Genomic DNA, 19,350 nt, shown 5'->3' with positions numbered 1-19,350 from the left:
CACGACCCACCACCGGCCTACCCCCCGCCGAACTCCTCGTTCAGCAGCGACGCCACCTCCGCCGCCTCCGCCGCCCCCCGTCGCGTCAGTACCTCGTGCGCCTCCCGCAGCGCCCCCAGCGCCAGCCGCGGTTCGCCCAGCGCCAGCTGGGCGCGGCCGCGCGCGGCCAGGGCCAGGCCCCGGACGTGGTCGTCCCCCGGCCCCGCCTCCAGCGCCAGCGCCCGGTCCGCCGCCGCCACGGCCTCGCGGTGCCGCAGCTGGGCGAGCCGGCAGCGCGCCAGCCACGCCCACACCAGGGCCTCCCGGCGCGGGTCCGTCCCCTCCGGCTCGACGGCCAGCGCCTCCCGCAGCCGGTCGGCCGCCGCCGACGTCCGGTCGGCCCGCAGATGGGCGCGGCCCGTCTGGAGGAGCACCAGCGCGAGCGTCCGCCCCCGGCCCACCCCCCGCGCACGCTCGACCGCCGCCTCGGCGGCCGCCAGGGACTCCTCCGGCCGCCCCAGCGCGATGTACGCGCGCGCCGCGTGGGCCAGCGCCTCGGCCGCGCCGCCCGCCGCACCCTCCCTCGTGAGTCCCTCCTCGGCCCGCACGAGCAGGGGCAGCGCCTCGTCGGCCCGGTCCAGCTCCAGCAGGACGACGCCGAGTTCGAACCCGGCGAGGAGCGGCGTCAGCGGATCGTGGACCTCCTCGGCCAGGCGCAGAGCCGACCGCAGTTCCTCGGGGGACGGCGCGACCGGCAGCCGCAGCGTCCGGGCGGCGGCGGTGTCGTCGCCCCGCTCCCGCGCCCGGTCCAGCGCCTGCCGGACGAACGGCTCCAGGTCGTGGCGGCGCGCGGTACCGGCGGTCAGGGCGGCCCAGACGGTCAGCAGGTCGACGGCGGGGCGCAGGGTGTCGGGGACGTCCTGCGCCAGGACCTGCCGGACGGTGGCGAGCACGTCTGGGTGGGCGTCGTGCGCCCAGGCGCGGGCGGCGCCGGCGTCGGCCAGGGGCCGGCCCGCCGTGGCGAGGTGGTGGAGGAGGTGACGCGGCAGCGGGCTGTCGGGGGAGAGGCGCAGGAGCGCGGTGACGGCGGTGGCCAGTTGGTGGTCGAGAAGCCGCAGCAGCGCCGCGTCGCGGACGGGCGGGCTGTCCAAGCGTTCGCTCTGCCGCCGCGCGAACAGCCGCACCAGCGCGTGGTGCCCGTACCGCCCCGGGCCGGTCGACTCCAGCAGCCCGGCCCGGACCAGCCCCCCGACGACGGCCTCGGCGCGCGCGGCGTCCGGGAGGTCGAGCACGGCGGCGGCCGAGGCGGCGTCGAGCGGCCCCGCGTCGGGAAGGGCCAGCAGCCGGAACGCGCGGGCCGTCTCGGGCTCCAGGGCGTCGTGGGCGACGCGGCAGGCGGCCTCCAGGACGACGGCGTCGGCGTTGGCGTCGGCCTGGGCGACGCCGACGTCATGCAGCGTGTCGAGCCGCTGCCGCTCCTCCGCCAGCCGCGCGGCGAGGTCGCCCGGGGTCCAGGCGGGCGGCGTGGTGAGGCGCGCCCCGGCGATGCGCAGGGCGAGCGGGAGCCGTTCGCAGGCGGCGACGACGGACCGGGCGGCGTCGCCCCCGGCGACGGCCGAGCCGGCGGCGCGGCCGCCGCCGACCGCCGTCAGCATGGCCAGCGCCTCCTTCTCCTCCATGGCGTCGACGCCGACCGTCCGGGCGCCCGGCAGGGCGAGGTCCGGGGAGCGGGTGGTGACGAGCGCCGCGCAGCCGGGCATGCCGGGCAGCAGGGGGCGGACCCGCGCCGTGTCGTGGGCGTCGTCGAGGACGACGAGGACGCGCCGGTCGGCGAGCAGGGAGCGGTAGAGCGCGGTCCGGCGCTCCACGTCGTCGGGCAGGGCGGCGTCGGTGACGCCGAGCGCGTGCAGCAGCTCGACGAGGGCCGCGCCCGTGTCGACGGGTTCGGGGTCGGTGCCGCGCAGATCGACGTGGAGCAGGCCGTCGGGGTAGGCGGCGCGGACGGCGCGGGCGGTGTGCGTGGCCAGCGCGGTCTTGCCGGTGCCGCCGGGGCCGGTGAGGACGACGACGTCCCCTTCGGATAGGGCAGCGCGGACCTCGCCGGTGAGGGTCTCGCGCCCGGTGAAACCGGCGGGTTCCGGCGGCAGCAGGTCGAGGGCGGAGGGAGCCCCGGCGGAACCCCACCCCTCGGGGGAAGCCGGACCCGTGCCGGAGACGGCCGGCGCCGCGAGCGCGGGATCCCCCGCGAGGATCCGCTCGCGCAGCCGGACGAGCCCGGGCCCGGGCCCGTCGGGGAGCAGGCGTTCGGTCTCGCTGAACACGGCGAGGGCCTCCGCCTGCCGCCCGGCGCGGTGCAGGGCCAGCATCAGCAGGGCGCGCGGCTTCTCGCGCAGGGGATGTTCGGCGGCCAGGGCGCGCAGCCCGGCCACGGATTCGGCGTGCCGGCCGAGCGCGAGGGCGCAGTCGTAGTGGTCCTCGCGGGCGGTGGCGCGCAGTTCGGTGAGCCGCTCGCGCTCCCGCTCGGCGTACGGGCCGGTCAGCCCGGCGAGCGCGGTGCCCTCCCACAGGGCCAGGGCGGTGGTGAGCCGCGCGTACGCCCCGGCGGCGTCGCCGCTCGCGCGGGCGGTGGCGGCGGCCGCGAGGTGCTCCTCGAACACGGTCGCGTCCAGGCTTCCGGGCGGCACCCGCACGGCGTAGCCGCCGCCGGTGGAGACGAGCACCTTGGCGCGGCCCCGGAAGGGCCGGCCGGGTTCCAGGACGGCGCGTAGCCGGGTGACGTAGCCGCGCAGGGTGTCCATGGCGCGGTGGGGCGGGTCGTCGCCCCAGAGGGCGTCGACGAGTTCGGAGGCGGTGAGGGGGCGGCCGTCGCGCAGCAGCAGGATCGCGAGGGCGGCGCGCTCCTGGGGGGAGCCGAGCGGCAGCGGCTGCCCGTCGCGGTCGGCCCGTACGGGGCCGAGCACGTGGAACCGGAGGCGGTGGTGTTCCGGCTGGGGCTCCTCGTCACCGGGCACGGGCGGTCCGCTCCTCGCTGAGATCGGGTCGTCCCCGATCTAATTATCCCAATTAGGACGTAATAAACAGCCCCCAGTGACCGTGGCTCAGCGGCGCAGCGCCGTCTCCCGCCCCATGTGCGACAGCTTCTCGGGGTTGCGCACGGCGTAGAGCCCGGTGATCAGGCCGTCCTCGACGCGCGCCGTCAGGACGCTGTCGAGCTCGCCGTCGAGCCGGAGGACCAGCGCCGGGTGGCCGTTGACGCGGGCCGGCCGCAGCGACACCGTGGCCGCGACCTTGCCCAGCCCGCCGACGAGCAGGCGGCCCACCTTGTCGGCGCCCACGATCGGCCGCAGGACGGCCTGTTTGACTCCGCCGCCGTCACCCAGGAGGACGACGTCGGGCGCGAGGATGTCGAGCAGTCCCTGGATGTCGCCCGTTTCGACGGCCCGCTGGAACGCGTCGAGCGCGCCCCGGGTCTCGGCCGGGGAGACGGTCCCGCGCGGCCGTCGCGCCGCGACGTGCGCCCGCGCCCGGTGCGCGATCTGCCGGACCGCCGCCGGGGACTTGTCGACGGCTTCGGCGATCTCGTCGTACCCGAGGTCGAACACCTCGCGCAGCACGAACACCGCCCGCTCGGTCGGCGCGAGCGTCTCCAGGACGAGCAGCATCGCCGTGGAGACGCTGTCGGCCAGCTCGACGTCCTCGGCCACGTCCGGGGCGGTGAGCAGCGGCTCGGGCAGCCAGGTGCCGACGTAGGACTCCTTGCGGCGGCCGAGCGCGCGCAGCCGGCCCAGCGCCTGGCGGGTGGTGATCCGCACCAGGTAGGCGCGCCGGTCCCGTACCGCGCCGAGGTCGACGCCCGACCAGCGCAGCCAGGTCTCCTGGAGGACGTCCTCCGCGTCGGCGGCCGAGCCGAGCATCTCGTAGGCGACGGTGAACAGCAGGTTGCGATGGGCGACGAACGCCTCGGTGGCGGGGTCCGGGTTCTCAATGTCCACGCGCACAAGACGCCGCTCCCCGCTGCTTTGTGACATCCGCGAGCGGTGGCGCACGTCACGTCGCCCGGCCTGTCACAGGGAGCGGGGCGCCGGCATCTGGTGTTCGTCAAAGCCACACCACGAAAGCCACACCACGAGTGAGGACGAAGCGATGGACACCCGGTTCAACATGTTCGAGAACGAGATCGGCACGAAGTTCGCCAAGCGGTTCGCCAACGCCGGCATGGTGCTCCACCAGTCGTCGCTGTCGCGGACCGTCCAGGAGCTGGTGGCGCTGCGCGTCAGCCAGATCAACGGCTGCGGCTGGTGCGTCGACATGCACGTCAAGGAGGCGGCGGCCGCCGGGGAGAGCGCGGTGCGGCTCGCTCTGGTCGCCGTCTGGCGCGAGTCCACCGTGTTCACCGAGGCCGAGCGGGCGGCGCTGGCGCTCGCCGAGGAGGCCACCCGGCTCGCGGACGCGCACGAGGGCGTGTCCGACGAGACCTGGGAGCGGGTGCGGAAGCACTTCGACGATGACCGGACGGCTGCCCTGGTCTGCATGGTCGCCCTGGTCAACGCGGCCAACCGGCTCGCCGTGACCTTCCACCAGCGGGGCGGCTCCTACGAGCCCGGCATGTTCGCGGCCGCGCTCGACTGAACCCCTGAGAAAACCCGGGCCCGTACCCCCTGTTCGCATCGGGGTACGGGCCCGGGCGTCAGCCGTCAGCCGCCGGACGTCAGCCGCAGCAGGGACGCGACCAGCCGGTCGACGTCCTCCCGCGTGTTGTAGAGCGCCAGCGAGGCCCGCGCCGCGCTCTCCACGCCGTAGTGGCGCAGCGAGGGCTGGGCGCAGTGGTGGCCCGCGCGGACGGCGATGCCGTCCTGGTCGAGCGAGCGGGCGACGTCGACCGGGTCGTGCCCGGCCAGGGTGAACGTCAGCGTCGCGATCTTCTCCGGCGCCGACCCGAGGACGGCGATCCCCGGCACCTGGGTCATGGCCTGCTCGGCGTAGGCGAGCAGGCCCGTCTCGTAGGCGGCGACGGCCTCACGGTCGAAGCCGGTCAGCCAGTTGATCGCCGCCAGCAGTCCGGCGACTCCGGAGATGTGCCCGGTGCCGGCCTCGAAGCGGTGCGGCACCGGCGCGTAGGTGCTGGCCGGGAAGTCGACCTGGTCGATCATGTTGCCGCCGCCCTGCCAGGGCGGCATGGCGGCGAGCAGCTCCGGTTTGCCGTAGAGCGCGCCGATGCCCGTCGGGGCGAACAGCTTGTGCCCGGAGAAGACGTAGAAGTCCGCGTCCAGGTCCTGGACGTCGACGGGGAAGTGGGCCACCGCCTGGGCCCCGTCGATCAGCACCTTCGCCCCGTAGCGGTGCGCCAGCGCGGTCATCTCCTTGACGGGCGGCACGGTGCCCAGCACGTTCGACGCCTGGCTGACGGCGACGAGCTGGGTGCGGAAGGAGAGCAGGTCCGCGAAGGCGGCCTGGTCGATGCTGCCGTCGGGCAGGAGCGGGATGGGCTTGAGCCGGGCCCGCTTCTCCTTGGCGAGCATCTGCCAGGGCACGATGTTGGAGTGGTGCTCCAGCGTGGCGACGAGGATCTCGTCGCCGGGCCCGATGTTCGCCCGTCCCCACGTCTGGGCCACGAGGTTGATGGCCTCGGTGGTGCCCCGGGTGAAGACGATCTCGTCCGGGGAGGCCGCGCCCAGCAGGTCCGCGACGGCCTGCCGGCCCGCCTCGTACGTCTCCGTGGCCTCGCGGGCCATGGTGTGGGCGCCGCGGTGGATGTTGGAGTTGGCGGCGCTGTAGTAGGCGGTGAGCGCCTCGATGACCTGACGCGGCTTCTGGGTGGTCGCGCCGTTGTCCAGCCAGACGAGCGGGTGGCCGTTGACGGTGCGGTGCAGCACGGGGACGTCCGCCCGGGCCGCCATCGGGTCGAATCCGCGCCCGCGCGGCGGGGTCGACTGCGGCACGGCCTGGGGCGTGGACCGCGGGGCCGCGGAGGGCACTTGGGCCCACAAGGGGGCGGTCGGCATCCCCTCGTACGTCCCGACGTCAGGAATAGTCATGGTACTTCGACACCTCGACGTTCTGGAGGACCGCGAGCGCGTCCTCCACCAGCACCGCGGCGTTGAAGTACGCCGTCAGCAGGTACGAGGTGATGGCCTTCTGGTCCGTGCCCATGTTCCGCATCGACAGGCCCGGCTCGACCTCGTCCGGCACTCCGGCCGGGCGCAGCCCGATGACGCCCTGCTCGGCCTCGCCCACCCGCATCAGCAGGATCTCGGTGGTCGCGGCGCCGCCGGCGCCCTGGAAGCGCACCTTGTCGGAGGGGAGCATCGGCACGCCACGCCAGGTGATCAGCGGGCTGCCGAAGCGGGTGTCGATCACCGGGGGGACGCCCCGGCGGGTGCACTCGCGGCCGAAGGCGGCGATGGCCTTGGGGTGGGCGACGAAGTAGCTCGGCTGCTTCCACACCCGGGAGAGCAGCTCGTCGAGGTCGTCGGGGGTCGGCGCGCCGGTGCGCGGCTGGACGCGCATGCCCGGGGCGACGTTGTTGAACAGGCCGAACTCGGGGTGGTGGAGGATCATCGCCTCCTGGCGCTCGCGCAGCGCCTGGATGGTGAGGTCGGCCTGGACGCGGGTCTGGTCCATGGGCGCGTTGTAGAGGTCGGAGACCCGGGTGTGGACGCGCAGCACGGTCTGGGCGAGGCTCATGTGGTACTCGCGGGGCGTGTCCTCGTACTCCACGTACGTGCCCGGCAGTTCGGGCTCGCCGGTGTGGCCGGAGGCGAGGTCGACGGGGACCTCGGCGCCGGGCCGGGGGCCCTCGCCCGCGATGTGGGCGTCGAGCGCGGCGCGCAGGGACGCGTCGCGGTCGGCCAGCGCGTTGAGCGCGTCGAGCCCGACGGTCAGGGCGACACCGGAGGTGACCGCCTTGACCCGGAACGGCAAGGGCTGACATCGGGTCCAGGAGTCCAGGCAGAAGAACTGGCCGTCGCCCATGACCTCCAGCAGCGCGTCCTCGCCGTAGCGGCCGGTGACCCGCTTCTCGGCGCGGCCGCTGACGATCACGGTCAGTTTGTCGCACGTCTCGCCCTCGGCGCCGATGAGCTGGCCGGGCTCGAAGGCCGTCTGCTCGAAGGAGCCGGCGAGTTCGGCGAGCAGGGCCGCGTCGGCCTCGCGCAGGAAGGGCAGTTCGCGCAGGTCCTCGGGGACGACGCGGTGGGCGCCGCCCTCGGAGTAGCAGCTGATGCGGTCGTCGCCGAGGATGAACGTCCGGCGGCGGTTGACGCGGTAGACGCCTGACTCGACGTCGACCCAGGGCAGCGCGCGCAGCAGGTAGCGCGGCGTGATGCCGCGCATCTGCGGGGTGGTCTTGGTGGTCGTGGCCAACTGCCGTGCGGCATCGGGCGCGAGACTGAGTCGATCGTTCATGCGGTCCTCCTCGAAGAGCCCGCGCGAATGTTCGCGTGGGAGCGCAGACCGATCGTCCGTTCGGGGTGTTCGTGTCACAAGACGGGGGATTCCGACACGGTCCGGAAACAGGCGCCTGACGGAGCGTGATGCCGTGGCCGACGAACCGGGGCAAGGCATCCACCGCCGGGCACCCGTCTGGTCCGTACCGCGAGATGACCGGATTCCATCTGCTGAGACCACCCGCCCGGGCGCGTCGCGCCGACGGCGCAGCGCAAAACCGCCGTCGGGGCGGTCTCTCAGGCGCTCGGGGCGCCGGGCCGCCGCCCCGGGAGCTCGGCCTCGACGAGATCGGCGGCCCGCCGGGTGCCGCCCTCGGCCGCCATCCGTCGCCGGATCGCGGCGCCGCGCGCGGCGACGTCCGGGTCCCCGGCGAGCGCCAGCACCGCCTCGCGCAGGGCCTCCGGCGTGGCCTCCTCCTTCGCCAGCCGGCGGGCGACCCCCAGCTCCACCAGCATCTCGGCGTTGCCGAACTGGTCGGCGGCCTGCGGCACGGCCACCATCGGCACCCCGTGGGCGAGCCCCTCGTGCGCGCTGCCCGCGCCCGCGTGGGTGATGAAGACGTCGGCCTGTCCGAGGATCGCCTGCTGCGGCACCCAGTCGCGGACCTCGACGTTGCCGGGCACCTCGCCGAGCTCGGCACGGTCCACGCCCTTGCCGGTCCGCAGCACCACGTGCCAGCCCGGCAGCCCGCCGAAGGCCGCGACGCAGGCGCGGTAGAACTCGGGCGCCCGGGTGAAGAGCGTGCCCAGGGAGATCAGCAGCACCCTCTCGGCGCCCGCCGGGCGCGCCCACCCGTCTCCGGCCTCGTTCCCTTCGGGGCGGCAGGGGCCGGTGAAGGTGTAGACGGCCGGGTCGACCCGGTGGGCGTTCGGCTGGAGGACCTCCGAGATCAGCGCGACGCAGCGCTCGGGACGGCGCGCGATCCGGCCGGGCCCGATCGATATCCCGTTGATGGCGAGCCAGGCGTGGGAGCGGCTGTAGCGGGGGGCGCCGCAGTCGTCCTCCGGCAGCGCCCCGGACATCTCGGCCGCCACCTCCTCCTCGTAGCCCTCCCAGGCGACGGCGTGCGGGGAGAGCTGCACGGCGGGCACGCCCCAGCGCTGGGCGAGGACCCGGGCCGCGTAGGCCATCGGGTCGTAGAGGACCAGGTCGGGACGGTCGCCCTCGTACGCCTTGAGCAGTTGGGGGAGCGCCTGGCCGGCGTCGGCCAGGAACAGCCGCAGGTGGTCGATGAGTTCGCCGTCCCAGGCCGCCGGGTCGTCGCCCGGCGGCAGCGTGGACGAGTAGACCCGGGGCTCGGCGCCGGTGGCGGCGACGGTCCCGGCGAAGGACCCGGGGATGGCGTAGGTGACGCGGTGGCCGCGCGCGACGAGCTCGCGGATCACCTCGAGGCTCGGGTTGACGTGCCCGTGGGCCCCCACGCTGAACATGGCGATGTGGGCGGGGCGGCCGGTGCGGCCGGTATGGAACGGTGAGGTCATGGGTGCGGGGTGAGGGGGTCGGGGGCGGTGTTCGCCGGGCCGGTGGTGCGCAGTGCTCGGCAGGCGGCGTAGGAGGGCAGCAGGCCCCGGCGCTCCACCTCGCGGAGGCTCGGGGCCCGCGCGTCCTTCTCGGACAGCAGAGGTGTGATGCCGGCGGGCCAGTCGACGGCGAGGTCGGGGTCCATCGGGTGGATGCCGTGCTCGCGTCCGGGCGCGTAGCCCTCGGAGCACAGGTAGACGACGGTGGCCTCCTCGGTGAGGGCCAGGAAGGCGTGGCCCAGGCCCTCGGAGAGGTACACCGCGCGGTGGTTCTCGTCGTCGAGCCGGGCGGCCTCCCAGCGGCGGAAGGTCGGGGAGCCGGTGCGCACGTCGACGACCACGTCCAGCACGGCGCCCCGGACGCACTTGACGTACTTCGCCTGGCCGGGTGGCACGTCCGCGAAGTGGATGCCGCGCAGGGCGCCCCGCCGGGACACCGACAGGTTGGCCTGGGCGAGGGGGAGCGCCCGGCCGGTGACGGCGCGGAAGTCGTCGGCGCGGTACCACTCGTGGAAGCCGCCCCGGTCGTCGGGGAAGACCTCCGGCTCGTGGATCCACGCCCCTTCTATGGACAGCGGCCGCACAGGGCACCACCGACTCCCTCATGTGTGACGCCGGCGGCCGCCCGCGCCAGTTCCGGGAACGCCTCGGCCAGCGCGTCGCGCCAGTGCCGGAGCGGCGCGAGGCCCGCCGCCCGCCGGGGGTCGTGGCCGAGGACGCTCCAGGCGGGCCGGGGCGCCGGGCGCGCGAAGGCCGCGCCGGTGACGGGCCGCACCCGCCCCGGATCGGCGCCCGCCAGCCGGAAGACCTCCCGGGCCAGGCCGCACCAGGTGGTGTGCCCGCCGCCGCTGCCGTGGTGGATCCCGGCCGGCGCGGCTCCTTCCAGCGCCGCCCCGCCGAGGCGGAGCAGCAGCCCGGCGAGATCGGCTGTCCAAGTGGGCTGGCCGTGCTGGTCGTCGACGACGTCGACGGTCTCCCGCCCGGCCGCCAGCCGGATCATGGTGCGGACGAAGCTGTCCCCGCCGGCCCCGTACAGCCAGGCGGTGCGCACCACGTGGCCGGTGCGCGGCAGCGTCTCCAGCACGGCCCGTTCGCCCGCCAGCTTGGTGCGGCCGTAGGCGCCGAGCGGGCCGGTCGGCGCGTCCTCCCGGTACGGCTCGCGGGCGCGCCCGTCGAAGACGTAGTCCGTGGACACGTGGAGCAGGACGGTGCCCGGCGCGCGGCACGCCTCGGCCAGCAGACGGGGCCCGGTGGCGTTCACGGCGAACGCCTCCGCCTCGCGCCGCTCGGCGTCGTCGACGGCCGTCCAGGCGGCGCAGTTCACCACCACGGCCGGGCGGTGCCGGGCGAGGGCGGCGCGCACCGACTCCGGGTCGGTGACGTCGAGTTCGTGGCGGCAGGCGGCCACGGCGGGGACGCCCGCGTCGGCCAGGCGGGCCAGGACGTCGCGCGCCAGCATGCCCCGCGCGCCCGTGACCAGCCAGGGCCGCGGACCGGGTTCCGTCACAGCGCCGCCCGCCGCTTCAGGGGCTCCCACCAGGCGCGGTTGTCGCGGTACCAGCGCACGGTCTCGGCGAGGCCCCGCTCGAAGGGCACCTTGGGCGCGTAGCCGAGCTCCTCGCGGATCTTGGTGCAGTCGACGGAGTAGCGGCGGTCGTGGCCCTTGCGGTCGGCGACGTGCTCGACGCTCGTCTCCCAGTCGGCCCCGCACTCCTTGAGGAGGAGTTCGGTGAGCTCCCGGTTGGACAGCTCGGTGCCGCCGCCGATGTTGTAGACCTCCCCGGCGCGCCCCCGGGTGCGGACCAGTTCGATGCCCTGGACGTGGTCGTCGATGTGCAGCCAGTCCCGGACGTTGCCGCCGTCCCCGTACAGCGGGACCTTGCCGCCGTCGAGGAGGTTGGTGACGAAGAGGGGGATGACCTTCTCGGGGAAGTGGTGGTGCCCGTAGTTGTTCGAGCAGCGGGTGACGCGGACGTCCAGGCCGTGGGTGCGGTGGTAGGAGAGCGCCACCAGGTCGCCGGCGGCCTTGGCCGAGGAGTAGGGCGAGTTGGGCGCGAGCGGGTGGGTCTCGGGCCAGGAGCCCTCGTCGATGGAGCCGTACACCTCGTCCGTGGAGACCTGCACGAAGACGTCGACGCCCGCGCGGTGGGCGGCGTCGACGAGGGTGTGGGTGCCCAGGACGTTCGTGCGGATGAACTCGGCGCCGCCGTCGATCGACCGGTCCACGTGGGACTCGGCGGCGAAGTGCACCACCTGGTCGTGGTCCGCCATGAGCCCGGCCACGAGTTCGGCGTCGCAGATGTCGCCCTGGACGAAGGTGAGGCGCGGGTCGTCCCGCACCGCGTCCAGGTTGGCGGGGTTGCCCGCGTAGGTGAGCTTGTCGAGCACCGTGACCGACACGTCGCCGGGCCCGTCGGGGCCGAGCAGCGTGCGCGTGTAGTGGGAGCCGATGAACCCGGCGCCCCCGGTCACGAGTATGCGTGTGGTCATGGGGAGTTGGCACCTCGTCGGTATCGCCCGGCGCTCGGCCGGTGGGCTGGGGAGGAGGAGGGAAGGGCGGAGGGCGCCGTGGGGAGGACGATCGCGGCGATCAGCAGGCCCCGGCCGGTGGTCCAGGTCCCGTGCAGCTCGGCGGGGAAACCTTTCTCCACGGCGGCCGGCACGGGCCGCAGGACGCGCGCGCGGAACGTGCGGGTGTCCGGGTCGATGGTGATCGACGCCTCGTGGAAGCCGAGCCACACCCCGGTCAGGGGCGACCACACCTTGTAGACGGCCTCCTTGGCGCAGAACAGGAGGCGGTCCCAGCACACGCCGTCGTCCAGCCGGTGGAGCGCGCGCAGCCGCTCCCGCTCCTCCGGCAGCGCGATGCCCCGCGCCATCCGCTCCGGCACCGGCGCGTGGGGCTCGGCGTCGATGCCGACGGCCCGTACGGCCTCCGCGCGGGCCAGGGCCGCCGCGCGGTAGCCGGGGCAGTGGGTCATGCTGCCCACGACCCCGGCGGGCCAGCGCGGCGCGCCCCGGTGCCCGGGCAGCAGCGGGGCGTCGGGCACGCCGAGCCGCCGGGCCGCCCGGCGGGCGCAGTGCCGCACGGCGGCGAACTCGCGGCGCCGGGCCTCGCTCATGCCGGCCGTCAGCCGGAGCTCCTCGGGGAACAGCCCGGCCGCCGGTCCGTCGGCGTGGGACTCCTCCGCCACGACTCCGGCGGGCAGGATGCTCGCGATCACGCGTGGTGCTCCGGTCTCGCGGATACGTGGGAGAGGGGGCCGGGCGCCCGGAGGGGGGTCCCCGGGCGCCCGGCGGTCAGGCGCGCTCGGCCAGCAGGGCGTCCGCGTGCCGCGTGAACAGCGCGGCGGCGGCGCGGACCTCGGCCGCCATCGGCCGGTCGGCGTCGAGCGCGGGGGAGACGCCGGCCAGCTCGGCCCAGACGCCTTCGGTCCCGTGCGCGTGCTCGGTCATCACCGACAGCTGGGCGGCGCCGAGGGCGAGCGAGCCCACGGCCAGCCAGGCCAGCTCCAGCGCCTCGGAGACGCCGTTGGCGCCGTTGAGGGCCATCGGGACGTGGTCCTGGTTCCAGCCGTTGGTCGGCAGGGTCGTCAGGGAGGCGGGGGTGACGAGCTGGCGGATCCGGGAGATGAACGAGGTGGCGCTGATCTGCACGCCCGCCAGTCCGCAGCCGCGGCCGGCCCGGGGGGTGAGCATGATGGGCAGGTCGCCGTTGGTGGTGGGGTTGAGCACCAGCCCGAGCTGCCGTTCGGCCAGGTAGGCGGCCATGTGGAGGGCGAGCCCGGTCTGCTCGGAGGCGAAGCCGACCGGCATGGCGTGGAAGTTGCCGGCGTGGAGGACCCGGTCCTCGAAGGTGACCGGGTTGTCGGTGCAGCCGTTCGCCTCGCGGGCCAGGATCTCGCCGGCGTGGGTGAGCTGGTCCAGGACGGCACCGAGGACCTGGGGGGCGCAGCGCAGGCTGTACGGCTCCTGGAGCGGGCGGCGCTCGTCGCGCTCGTGGCCCTCGGGCAGGCCCTGCCGGATCCAGCGGGCCACGCGCAGCTGCCCGGCCTGGTTGCGGACCCGGCCGACGCCCTCGTCGAAGTGCTCGGCGTTGCCGCCCAGCAGCACGGTCAGCCGGGCGGTGAGGTCGGTGACGGCGTGGACGAGCCGGAGGGCGGAGCGCTGGTTGAGGATGGCGACGGCGAGGCTGACGCCGGTGCCGTTGACGAAGGCCAGCGCCTCGCGGACGGGCCACTCCAGGGGCTCGGCGCCGAGCTCGGCGAGGACCTCCCCGGCCGGGCGGACGTACCGGCGGCCGTCCGTGTCGAGCGCCCACGCCTCGCCGTACCCGGCGCAGGCCAGGGCGACGTGGGCGAGGGGCTGGAGGTCGCCGCTGGCGCTGACCGTGCCGTCCCGGGGGATCACCGGGGTGAAGCCGGCGTTCCACAGGTCGGCGAGGCGCTGCCAGAACTCGGGCGAGACGGCGGAGACGCCCTTGCGCATGCTGTTGAGGCGGAGCCAGAAGACCAGCCGTGACACCTCGGGGTCGAGCGGCCGGCCCTGGGCGGTGCCCAGGTGGGATATGAGCGAGTCGCCCTGTTCCCGCTCGGACTTGGCGGAGAAGGTCACCAGCGGGCCGAAGCCCTGCGTGAGCCCGTAGACCGGCTTTCCCTCGGCGAGGTAGCGGTCGACGGTGGCGGCGCTGGCCTCCATCCCGGCCACGTCGGCGTCGGTGAGCGGGCCGAGCTTCGCGGTCCACGAGGCGGCTTCGACGATCTCGGCGAGCCCGAGCCCGTCGGTGGTCCCGGCGCCGGTCGTCTCGGAGGTAACTGTCACGTTGCTATCCCTGGTTCGGTGAGTGTGCGGTCTGGGGGTGCCGGAGCTTGCCGGTCGCGGAGCGCTCGATGACGGGCACCAGGTGGGTCCGCCGGGGGCGGGCGCCGAGGACGTCGAGTGCCGGGGTCAGGTCGGTGCCGCCCGGCGCGGTCCCGGCGTGCGGCACGACGTACAGGTCGACGTGCTCGCCGATCATCGGGTCGTGGGTGGCCACGAGCGCCAGGTCCGCGCAGTCGACGCGGGCGCGCAGGACGTGCTCGGCCTCGTCGAGGTTGATCCGTCGCCCGTTGACCTTGACGAGCCGGCCGACCCGGCCGACGAGCCGGAAGGCGCGGTCGTCCAGCGGCTCGACGAGGTCGCCGGTGGGCCAGGAGTCCGGTGCGCTCTCGCCGGGGCGGTGGGCCAGGCGCGGGCTGCGGATCACCAGCGGTACGGCGGTCCCGTCGGCGCCTTCAGCCCCCTCGACGCCGGTGGGGGCGAAGGAGACGTCGGGGAAGAGGGTCCACGCCGGGGGTTCGCCCGCGCGCCAGCGGCGGGTCGCGATGCCGCCGGTCTCCGTGGAGCCGAGGAGCTCCACGAGGGCCGCGCGTTCCGGGCCGGCCTGCTCCAGGAAGACGTGGGCGTCGGCCGGGAGCATGGCGCTGCTGTACAGCACGGTGACGTGGTCCAGCGCGCGGACCCAGTCCATGTTGCGCAGCAGCAGGGAGAAGATCCACGGGGTGGCCACGACGACGACCCGGCGGGCCCCGGTGTCCGGGAGCGCGCCGATGTAGCCGGGGCGGTACCAGACGGGGACGCCGAGCCTGGCGGGCATCAGCAGCGTGGCGAGCGCGCCGTAGACGTGGACGGGCGGCGCGAAGGAGACGACCGCCCCGGGCTCGTCGACACCGACGAACCCGGCGAGCATGCCGGCCTCGTTCCACGCGTCCGCGAGGGAGCGCCGCCAGAGTCTGCTGGGGCCGGTGCTGCCCGAGGTGTGGAAGTCCAGGGTGTCCGGCAGGGTGCGCAGGACGAGTTCCTCCGCCCGGGGCTCCCGCTCCCAGCGGACGCACCAGGCGCGGTCGGTGACCTCCGGCGCCCCGGTGCCCGGCGGCGTCAGCACGTCCGCCGGGGTCAGCTCCTGATATCCCACTGGTGCTCCTTGTGGTGCCGTCTTCTCGTCCCGCCGGGCCCGGTCAGGCGACCAGCCGGGCGACCTGCATGAGGTACTGGCCGTACTCCGAGTTCTTCATCCGGGCGCCGAGCCGGTGGCAGTGCTCCGGCGCGATGTAGCCCATGCGCAGGGCGATCTCCTCGACGCAGGCCACGCGGACGCCCTGCCGCTTCTCGATGACGTGGACGTACTGGCTGGCCGCCAGCAGGGAGTCGTGGGTCCCCGCGTCCAGCCAGGTGTAGCCGCGGCCCAGCCGGATGAGGCGGGCCCGGCCCTGCTCCAGGTAGACGCGGTTGACGTCGGTGATCTCGAGCTCGCCGCGGTCCGAGGGGGTCAGCCCCCGGGCGATCTCCACCGCGTCCGCGTCGTAGAAGTACAGGCCGGTGATCGCGTTGTCCGAGCGCGGCCGGTCCGGCTTCTCCTCCAGGGAGACCAGGTTGCCCTCGGCGTCGACCTCGCCGATGCCGTAGCGCTCGGGGTCCGAGACCGGGTACCCGAAGAGCGTGCAGCCGTCCAGCTCGGCGCGGGCCGTCCGCAGCAGCTGCGGGAATCCCGCGCCGTGGAAGACGTTGTCGCCGAGGATCAGGGCGACGGGGCCGTCGCCGATGTGCTCGGCGCCGATGACGAGCGCTTCCGCGATACCGCGCGGACTTTCCTGCTCCGCATAGCTGATCTCCAGGCCCAGGTGCGAGCCGTCGCCGAGCAGCGAGCGCAGTGGCGGCACGCTCTCCGGCGTCGAGATCACCAGGATCTCCCGGATTCCGGCGAGCATCAGCACCGAAAGCGGGTGGTAGACCATCGGTTTGTCGTAGACGGCCAGGAGTTGCTTGGAAGTGGCCAAGGTGGAGGGATACAGCCGGGTGCCGCTGCCCCCGGCGAGAATAATTCCCTTCATCATTCCCCCAATTCTTCGAGTGCCCGGTACGAAAGCCGTCCGGCGCCCGGATCAGACGACCTTGACCTCGGGCACGTAGAGGATCCACTTGCCGCCGGCGGCACGGAACTCCTGCTCGTTGGCCATGATTTCCTCGGCGTGGTTCCACGCGAAGAGCAGCGCGTAGTCCGGATAGTCGCCGGAGAAGGCGTCCGGGGTCCGCACGGGAATGTGGGTGCCCGGGGTCAGCCGCCCCTGCTTCGCGGGGGTGGTGTCGCAGACGAACGGGACGAGCTCCGGGCCGATGCCGCAGAGGTTGGTGACCGTCGCGCTCTTGGCCGTGGCGCCGTAGCCCACGACCGACTTGCCCTCGGCGCGCAGCCGGGTGAGCAGCGCGGTCAGGTCGTCGCGGATCTTCAGGACGTTCTCGCCGAAGGCCCGCAGGGTGGTGAGGTCGGAGAGCGCGCGCTCCTTCTCCTCGGCGACGAGCGCGGCCACGGCCCCGGACGGCTGCCGCTGCCCGGCGGGGGCGAGGGTGTAGCGCACCTCGCCGCCGTGGACGGTCAGCCGCTCGACGTCGACCAGCTCCAGGCCGTTGCGGGCGGCCATCTCGCGCACGGAGGACGCGGTGAAGAAGAAGAAATGCTCGTCGTAGATCTGGTCGAACGAGGTCCGCTCGACGATGTCGCCCAGGTAGGGGTCCTCGAAGACGAACACGCCGGTCGGCTTCAGCAGCGCCCGCACGCCCGCCAGGATCGAGTCCATGTAGGGGATGTGGCACAGGGTGTTGGCCGCGTAGATCACGTCCGCCCGGCCGTCCTCGGCGAGGATCTCGCGGGCCGTGGCCTCCTCGAAGAAGGAGGTGCGCACGCGCACGCCCTTGCCCGCGGCGACGGCCGCGACGCTCGCGGACGGCTCGACGCCCAGGTGGCGGACGCCCGAGTCGGCCAGCGTCCCCAGCATGACGCCGTCGTTGCAGCCGAGCTCGACGACGAAGGGGTCCTCGCGGGAGAGCTCGGTGGTCAGCAGCCGCTTCGCCAGGCCCTCGAAGTGCTCGCGCATGTAGGCCGAGCCGGAGGAGAAGTACGGGTAGTCCTCGTGGAACATCCGGTCCCGGGGGACCTCCTCGGTCAGCTGCACCATGCCGCAGGTGCCGCACACGCCGACGGCGAGGCGGAAGAAGAACTCCTGCGAGAAGTCCGCGTCGACGGGCAGGAACGCGTCGGACAGGGGCTGGCGGCCGAAGTCGAAGAATTCCTGCACCGGTCCGGCGCAGATACGGCATGGGATCGTGCTCGACATACGTGCTCCTGGAAGGGCGGCCGACGGGCGATTCGCTGAATACGGCGAGTCTGCCCCAGCGGTGGTCCGGCGGGAAGCGCGCACAATGCCCCTCGTCTCGCCGGCGGGACAACGCGGCGAATCCCCGGGCCTCTTGACGGCGCGTCCCGTGCGATAAACCGGCCCGGCAATTGACCCCCGCACCGGCCGTTGCCTAGCGTTTTGCGTCCCGGGCGTCCGTGAACTCGAGCGGAATCGAGCGCAGGCATTCCTCTCGCACAGCTCCAGTGAGAAGGCAAGTGACCATGACACAGACAGGCTCCATTCGCCCCCTGGACGGAACGGCGGTGGTTCTCGACGCCGGACCGCGCGCGGAGATCGCCGCGCTCGCCGGCCGACTCCTCACCGCGGCGGCCGGCCGGGTGGACAGCGCCGAGTGGCTCAGGGAAGTGCGCGGCGCGTCCGCCCGGCTGCCGCACGAACTGCTCGACGCGATACGCGAGTTCCGGCACGACCCGGGCCCGGAGGGCGTCCTGCTGATCCGCGGCCTGCCGGTCGCGGCGGACCTCCCCCCGACGCCCACGGTCCCCGGCTCCGTCCAGCGGACCGCGACGCTGGGGGCCGCGGCCATGACCGCCGTGATGCTCCAGCTCGGCGAGGTGATCGCCTACCGCGACGAGAAGTCCGGCGCCCTCGTCCAGGACGTCGTCCCGGTGCCGGGGCAGGAGCGGCTCCAGAGCAACGCCGGCTCGGTGCGCCTGCAGATGCACTCCGAGAACGCCTTCCACCGCAACCGGCCCGACTACGTGGGCCTGCTGTGCGTCCGCGAGGACCCGACCGGCGACGCCCGGCTGTGCGTCGCGTCCGTCCGCCGGGCGCTGCCCCTGCTGTCCCCGGCGGCCCGCCGGGTGCTCGGCGAGGAGCGCTTCCTCACCGAGGCGCCCCCGTCCTTCGGCGGGGCGGACGGCGCGCCGGTCCACGCGGTCCTGCGGGGCGCGCCGGAGGACCCCGACGTGCTGGTCGACTTCGCGAGCACCCGTCCGCTGGACGAGGAGGCGGGACGGGCGATGGAGGAGCTGCGCGGGGCGTTCGAGCGGACCACCCACGCGCTGGCCCTCGCCGCCGGTGACCTCGCGGTCGTCGACAACCGGATAGCGGTGCACGGACGCACCTCGTTCACCCCGCGCTACGACGGCACCGACCGCTGGCTCCACCGCGTCTACGCCGTCGCCGACCACCGCCGGTCCCGGGTGGACCGGGTGGCGGGCGGGAGCGTCTTGAACTGAGCGGTCGAAGGGGCGTTGCCGGGCGGTCTCCCGCCCGGCAACGCCCCTTCCGCGCGTTCAGGAAGCGCGGCACCACTCCAGGACGGCCATGGCGCTGTGCATCTTGTTCTCCGCCTGGTCGAAGGCGATGCTCGTCGGCCCGTCGAGGACCTCCGCCGTGACCTCCTCGCCCCGGTGGGCCGGCAGGTCGTGCATGAAGACCGCCTTCGGGCTGGCCTCCCACAGCTCGGCGCGGACCTGGAACGGCGCGAAGACGTCGCGCCAGCGCGGGTCCGGCTTGGACGTGCCGGTCGTCTGCCAGCGCGTGGTGTAGACGACGTCGAAGCCGCCGGGCAGCCCGTCCATGGTGTGGAGCTCCCGCAGCACGGCCCCGGAGCGGGCCGCCTGCCGCGTCGCCTGCTCCAGGACGGGCGCCGTGAGGCCGTAGCCGGGCGGGGTGCGCAGCTCGAACTCGACGCCCGGGAAGCGGGAGAGGGCCAGCGCGAGGGCGGCGGCGGTGTTGTTGCCCTCGCCCACGTACAGGACGCGCAGGCCCTCGACGCGTCCGAAGTGCCGCAGCAGGGTGGTGAGATCGGCGAGCGCCTGGGTGGGGTGCTCGTCGGCACTCATGGCGTTGATGACGGCCATGCCGCCCTGCCGGGCCCAGGCGCGCATCTCCGCCGGGTCGCCGGCGGTGCGGGCCACGAGGACGTCGAGCATCCGGGACAGCACCCGGCCGGTGTCCTCGCTGGTCTCACCGGTGTTGAGCTGGAGGTCGCCGGGTCCGTAGGTGACGACCCCGCCGCCCAGCCGGAGGGCTCCGGCGGAGAAGGCGGTGCGGGTGCGGGTGGAGGTCTTGGCGAAGTAGATCCCGGTGACGAGGCCGTCCAGCGGCCGGCCGGAGCCGGCCGTCCCGGCGGAAAACGTGGCCCCGCGCTCGATGAGGTGGCGCAGGTCCTCGTCGGTCAGGTCGTCGAGGGAGATCAGGTGGCGCACGGGACGTGAGGCCAT

The 19,350-nt window shown here is 74.4% G+C and carries 16 protein-coding genes; 2 read left to right on the top strand and 14 right to left on the bottom strand.

Annotated features, from left to right (window positions below; all coding sequences use genetic code 11):
- Positions 1-17: 17 nt before the first annotated feature.
- Together ACX9I7_RS24975 and ACX9I7_RS24970 are read right to left on the bottom strand one after the other, a co-directional pair.
- Positions 18-2,990, bottom strand: coding sequence for an AfsR/SARP family transcriptional regulator (locus tag ACX9I7_RS24975; RefSeq protein WP_459388566.1), 2,973 nt, complete (start codon positions 2,988-2,990; stop codon positions 18-20).
- Between the two features lie 87 nt (positions 2,991-3,077).
- Positions 3,078-4,007 carry an RNA polymerase sigma-70 factor gene (locus ACX9I7_RS24970; RefSeq protein WP_459388565.1) on the bottom strand — a complete coding sequence of 310 codons (930 nt, stop codon included), beginning with the start codon at positions 4,005-4,007 and terminating at the stop codon, positions 3,078-3,080.
- Between the two features lie 115 nt (positions 4,008-4,122).
- Here ACX9I7_RS24970 and ACX9I7_RS24965 point away from each other — a divergent pair, with 115 nt between their 5' ends.
- Complete coding sequence (locus ACX9I7_RS24965) at positions 4,123-4,608, top strand: carboxymuconolactone decarboxylase family protein (RefSeq protein WP_387573257.1); 486 nt, start codon at positions 4,123-4,125, stop codon at positions 4,606-4,608.
- Between the two features lie 65 nt (positions 4,609-4,673).
- Here ACX9I7_RS24965 and ACX9I7_RS24960 read toward each other — a convergent pair whose 3' ends face one another.
- From ACX9I7_RS24960 to ACX9I7_RS24910, 11 genes are all read right to left on the bottom strand, one after another.
- Complete coding sequence (locus ACX9I7_RS24960; RefSeq protein ID WP_459388564.1) at positions 4,674-6,014, bottom strand: SufS family cysteine desulfurase; 1,341 nt, start codon at positions 6,012-6,014, stop codon at positions 4,674-4,676.
- The gene (locus ACX9I7_RS24955) at positions 6,001-7,383 is read right to left on the bottom strand and encodes a family 2B encapsulin nanocompartment shell protein (protein ID WP_387573263.1); all 1,383 of its coding nucleotides are present in this window, start codon (positions 7,381-7,383) and stop codon (positions 6,001-6,003) included. The genes ACX9I7_RS24960 and ACX9I7_RS24955 overlap by 14 nt, the downstream gene beginning before the upstream one ends.
- A 278-nt stretch (positions 7,384-7,661) precedes the next feature.
- Positions 7,662-8,906, bottom strand: coding sequence for a macrolide family glycosyltransferase (locus ACX9I7_RS24950; RefSeq protein WP_459388563.1), 1,245 nt, complete (start codon positions 8,904-8,906; stop codon positions 7,662-7,664).
- A complete protein-coding gene (gene rfbC, locus ACX9I7_RS24945) occupies positions 8,903-9,529 on the bottom strand; it encodes a dTDP-4-dehydrorhamnose 3,5-epimerase (protein WP_358634181.1) in 627 nt (208 codons plus the stop codon). The genes ACX9I7_RS24950 and rfbC overlap by 4 nt, the downstream gene beginning before the upstream one ends.
- The gene (gene rfbD, locus ACX9I7_RS24940; protein WP_459388562.1) at positions 9,511-10,452 is read right to left on the bottom strand and encodes a dTDP-4-dehydrorhamnose reductase; all 942 of its coding nucleotides are present in this window, start codon (positions 10,450-10,452) and stop codon (positions 9,511-9,513) included. The genes rfbC and rfbD overlap by 19 nt, the downstream gene beginning before the upstream one ends.
- Positions 10,449-11,435, bottom strand: a complete 987-nt coding sequence (gene rfbB, locus ACX9I7_RS24935; protein ID WP_387573273.1) for a dTDP-glucose 4,6-dehydratase — start codon at positions 11,433-11,435, stop codon at positions 10,449-10,451. Before rfbB ends, rfbD begins: the two co-directional genes overlap by 4 nt.
- Positions 11,432-12,169: a 4'-phosphopantetheinyl transferase family protein gene (locus tag ACX9I7_RS24930; RefSeq protein ID WP_387573276.1), complete on the bottom strand. Its 738-nt coding sequence runs from the start codon at positions 12,167-12,169 to the stop codon at positions 11,432-11,434. Before ACX9I7_RS24930 ends, rfbB begins: the two co-directional genes overlap by 4 nt.
- Before the next feature lie 76 nt (positions 12,170-12,245).
- Positions 12,246-13,766 (bottom strand): HAL/PAL/TAL family ammonia-lyase, encoded by a 1,521-nt coding sequence (locus tag ACX9I7_RS24925; protein ID WP_459388561.1) that lies wholly within the window; start codon positions 13,764-13,766, stop codon positions 12,246-12,248.
- A 4-nt stretch (positions 13,767-13,770) separates the two neighbouring features.
- Entirely contained in the window at positions 13,771-14,898 is a 1,128-nt protein-coding gene (locus ACX9I7_RS24920; protein ID WP_459388560.1) for an AMP-binding protein, read from the bottom strand.
- 43 nt (positions 14,899-14,941) lie between these two features.
- Positions 14,942-15,814 carry a glucose-1-phosphate thymidylyltransferase RfbA gene (gene rfbA / locus ACX9I7_RS24915; protein WP_387573647.1) on the bottom strand — a complete coding sequence of 291 codons (873 nt, stop codon included), beginning with the start codon at positions 15,812-15,814 and terminating at the stop codon, positions 14,942-14,944.
- 51 nt (positions 15,815-15,865) lie between these two features.
- On the bottom strand, positions 15,866-17,095 hold the full coding sequence (locus ACX9I7_RS24910; RefSeq protein ID WP_459388559.1) for a methyltransferase domain-containing protein: 1,230 nt from the start codon (positions 17,093-17,095) through the stop codon (positions 15,866-15,868).
- A gap of 284 nt (positions 17,096-17,379) precedes the next feature.
- Here ACX9I7_RS24910 and ACX9I7_RS24905 point away from each other — a divergent pair, with 284 nt between their 5' ends.
- The gene (locus ACX9I7_RS24905) at positions 17,380-18,360 is read left to right on the top strand and encodes a TauD/TfdA family dioxygenase (RefSeq protein ID WP_386726871.1); all 981 of its coding nucleotides are present in this window, start codon (positions 17,380-17,382) and stop codon (positions 18,358-18,360) included.
- Positions 18,361-18,417: 57 nt separating this feature from the next.
- Here ACX9I7_RS24905 and ACX9I7_RS24900 read toward each other — a convergent pair whose 3' ends face one another.
- Entirely contained in the window at positions 18,418-19,350 is a 933-nt protein-coding gene (locus tag ACX9I7_RS24900; protein WP_459388558.1) for an ornithine carbamoyltransferase, read from the bottom strand.

Source organism: Streptomyces sp. L500, assembly GCF_054551825.1.
The sequence above is the reverse complement of the archived record's forward strand: the minus strand, read 5'-3'. Positions and strand labels throughout refer to the sequence as shown.

What these genes read in the sequence shown, in the direction of transcription:
- rfbB (WP_387573273.1), bottom strand. Translation starts at nt 11,435, where the DNA reads ATGACCACACGCATACTCGTGACCGGGGGCGCCGGGTTCATCGGCTCC.
- ACX9I7_RS24970 (WP_459388565.1), bottom strand. Translation starts at nt 4,007, where the DNA reads ATGTCACAAAGCAGCGGGGAGCGGCGTCTTGTGCGCGTGGACATTGAG.
- ACX9I7_RS24910 (WP_459388559.1), bottom strand. Translation starts at nt 17,095, where the DNA reads ATGTCGAGCACGATCCCATGCCGTATCTGCGCCGGACCGGTGCAGGAA.
- ACX9I7_RS24950 (WP_459388563.1), bottom strand. Translation starts at nt 8,906, where the DNA reads ATGACCTCACCGTTCCATACCGGCCGCACCGGCCGCCCCGCCCACATC.
- ACX9I7_RS24905 (WP_386726871.1), top strand. Translation starts at nt 17,380, where the DNA reads ATGACACAGACAGGCTCCATTCGCCCCCTGGACGGAACGGCGGTGGTT.
- ACX9I7_RS24965 (WP_387573257.1), top strand. Translation starts at nt 4,123, where the DNA reads ATGGACACCCGGTTCAACATGTTCGAGAACGAGATCGGCACGAAGTTC.
- ACX9I7_RS24955 (WP_387573263.1), bottom strand. Translation starts at nt 7,383, where the DNA reads ATGAACGATCGACTCAGTCTCGCGCCCGATGCCGCACGGCAGTTGGCC.
- ACX9I7_RS24900 (WP_459388558.1), bottom strand. Translation starts at nt 19,350, where the DNA reads ATGGCCTCACGTCCCGTGCGCCACCTGATCTCCCTCGACGACCTGACC.
- ACX9I7_RS24960 (WP_459388564.1), bottom strand. Translation starts at nt 6,014, where the DNA reads ATGACTATTCCTGACGTCGGGACGTACGAGGGGATGCCGACCGCCCCC.
- rfbA (WP_387573647.1), bottom strand. Translation starts at nt 15,814, where the DNA reads ATGAAGGGAATTATTCTCGCCGGGGGCAGCGGCACCCGGCTGTATCCC.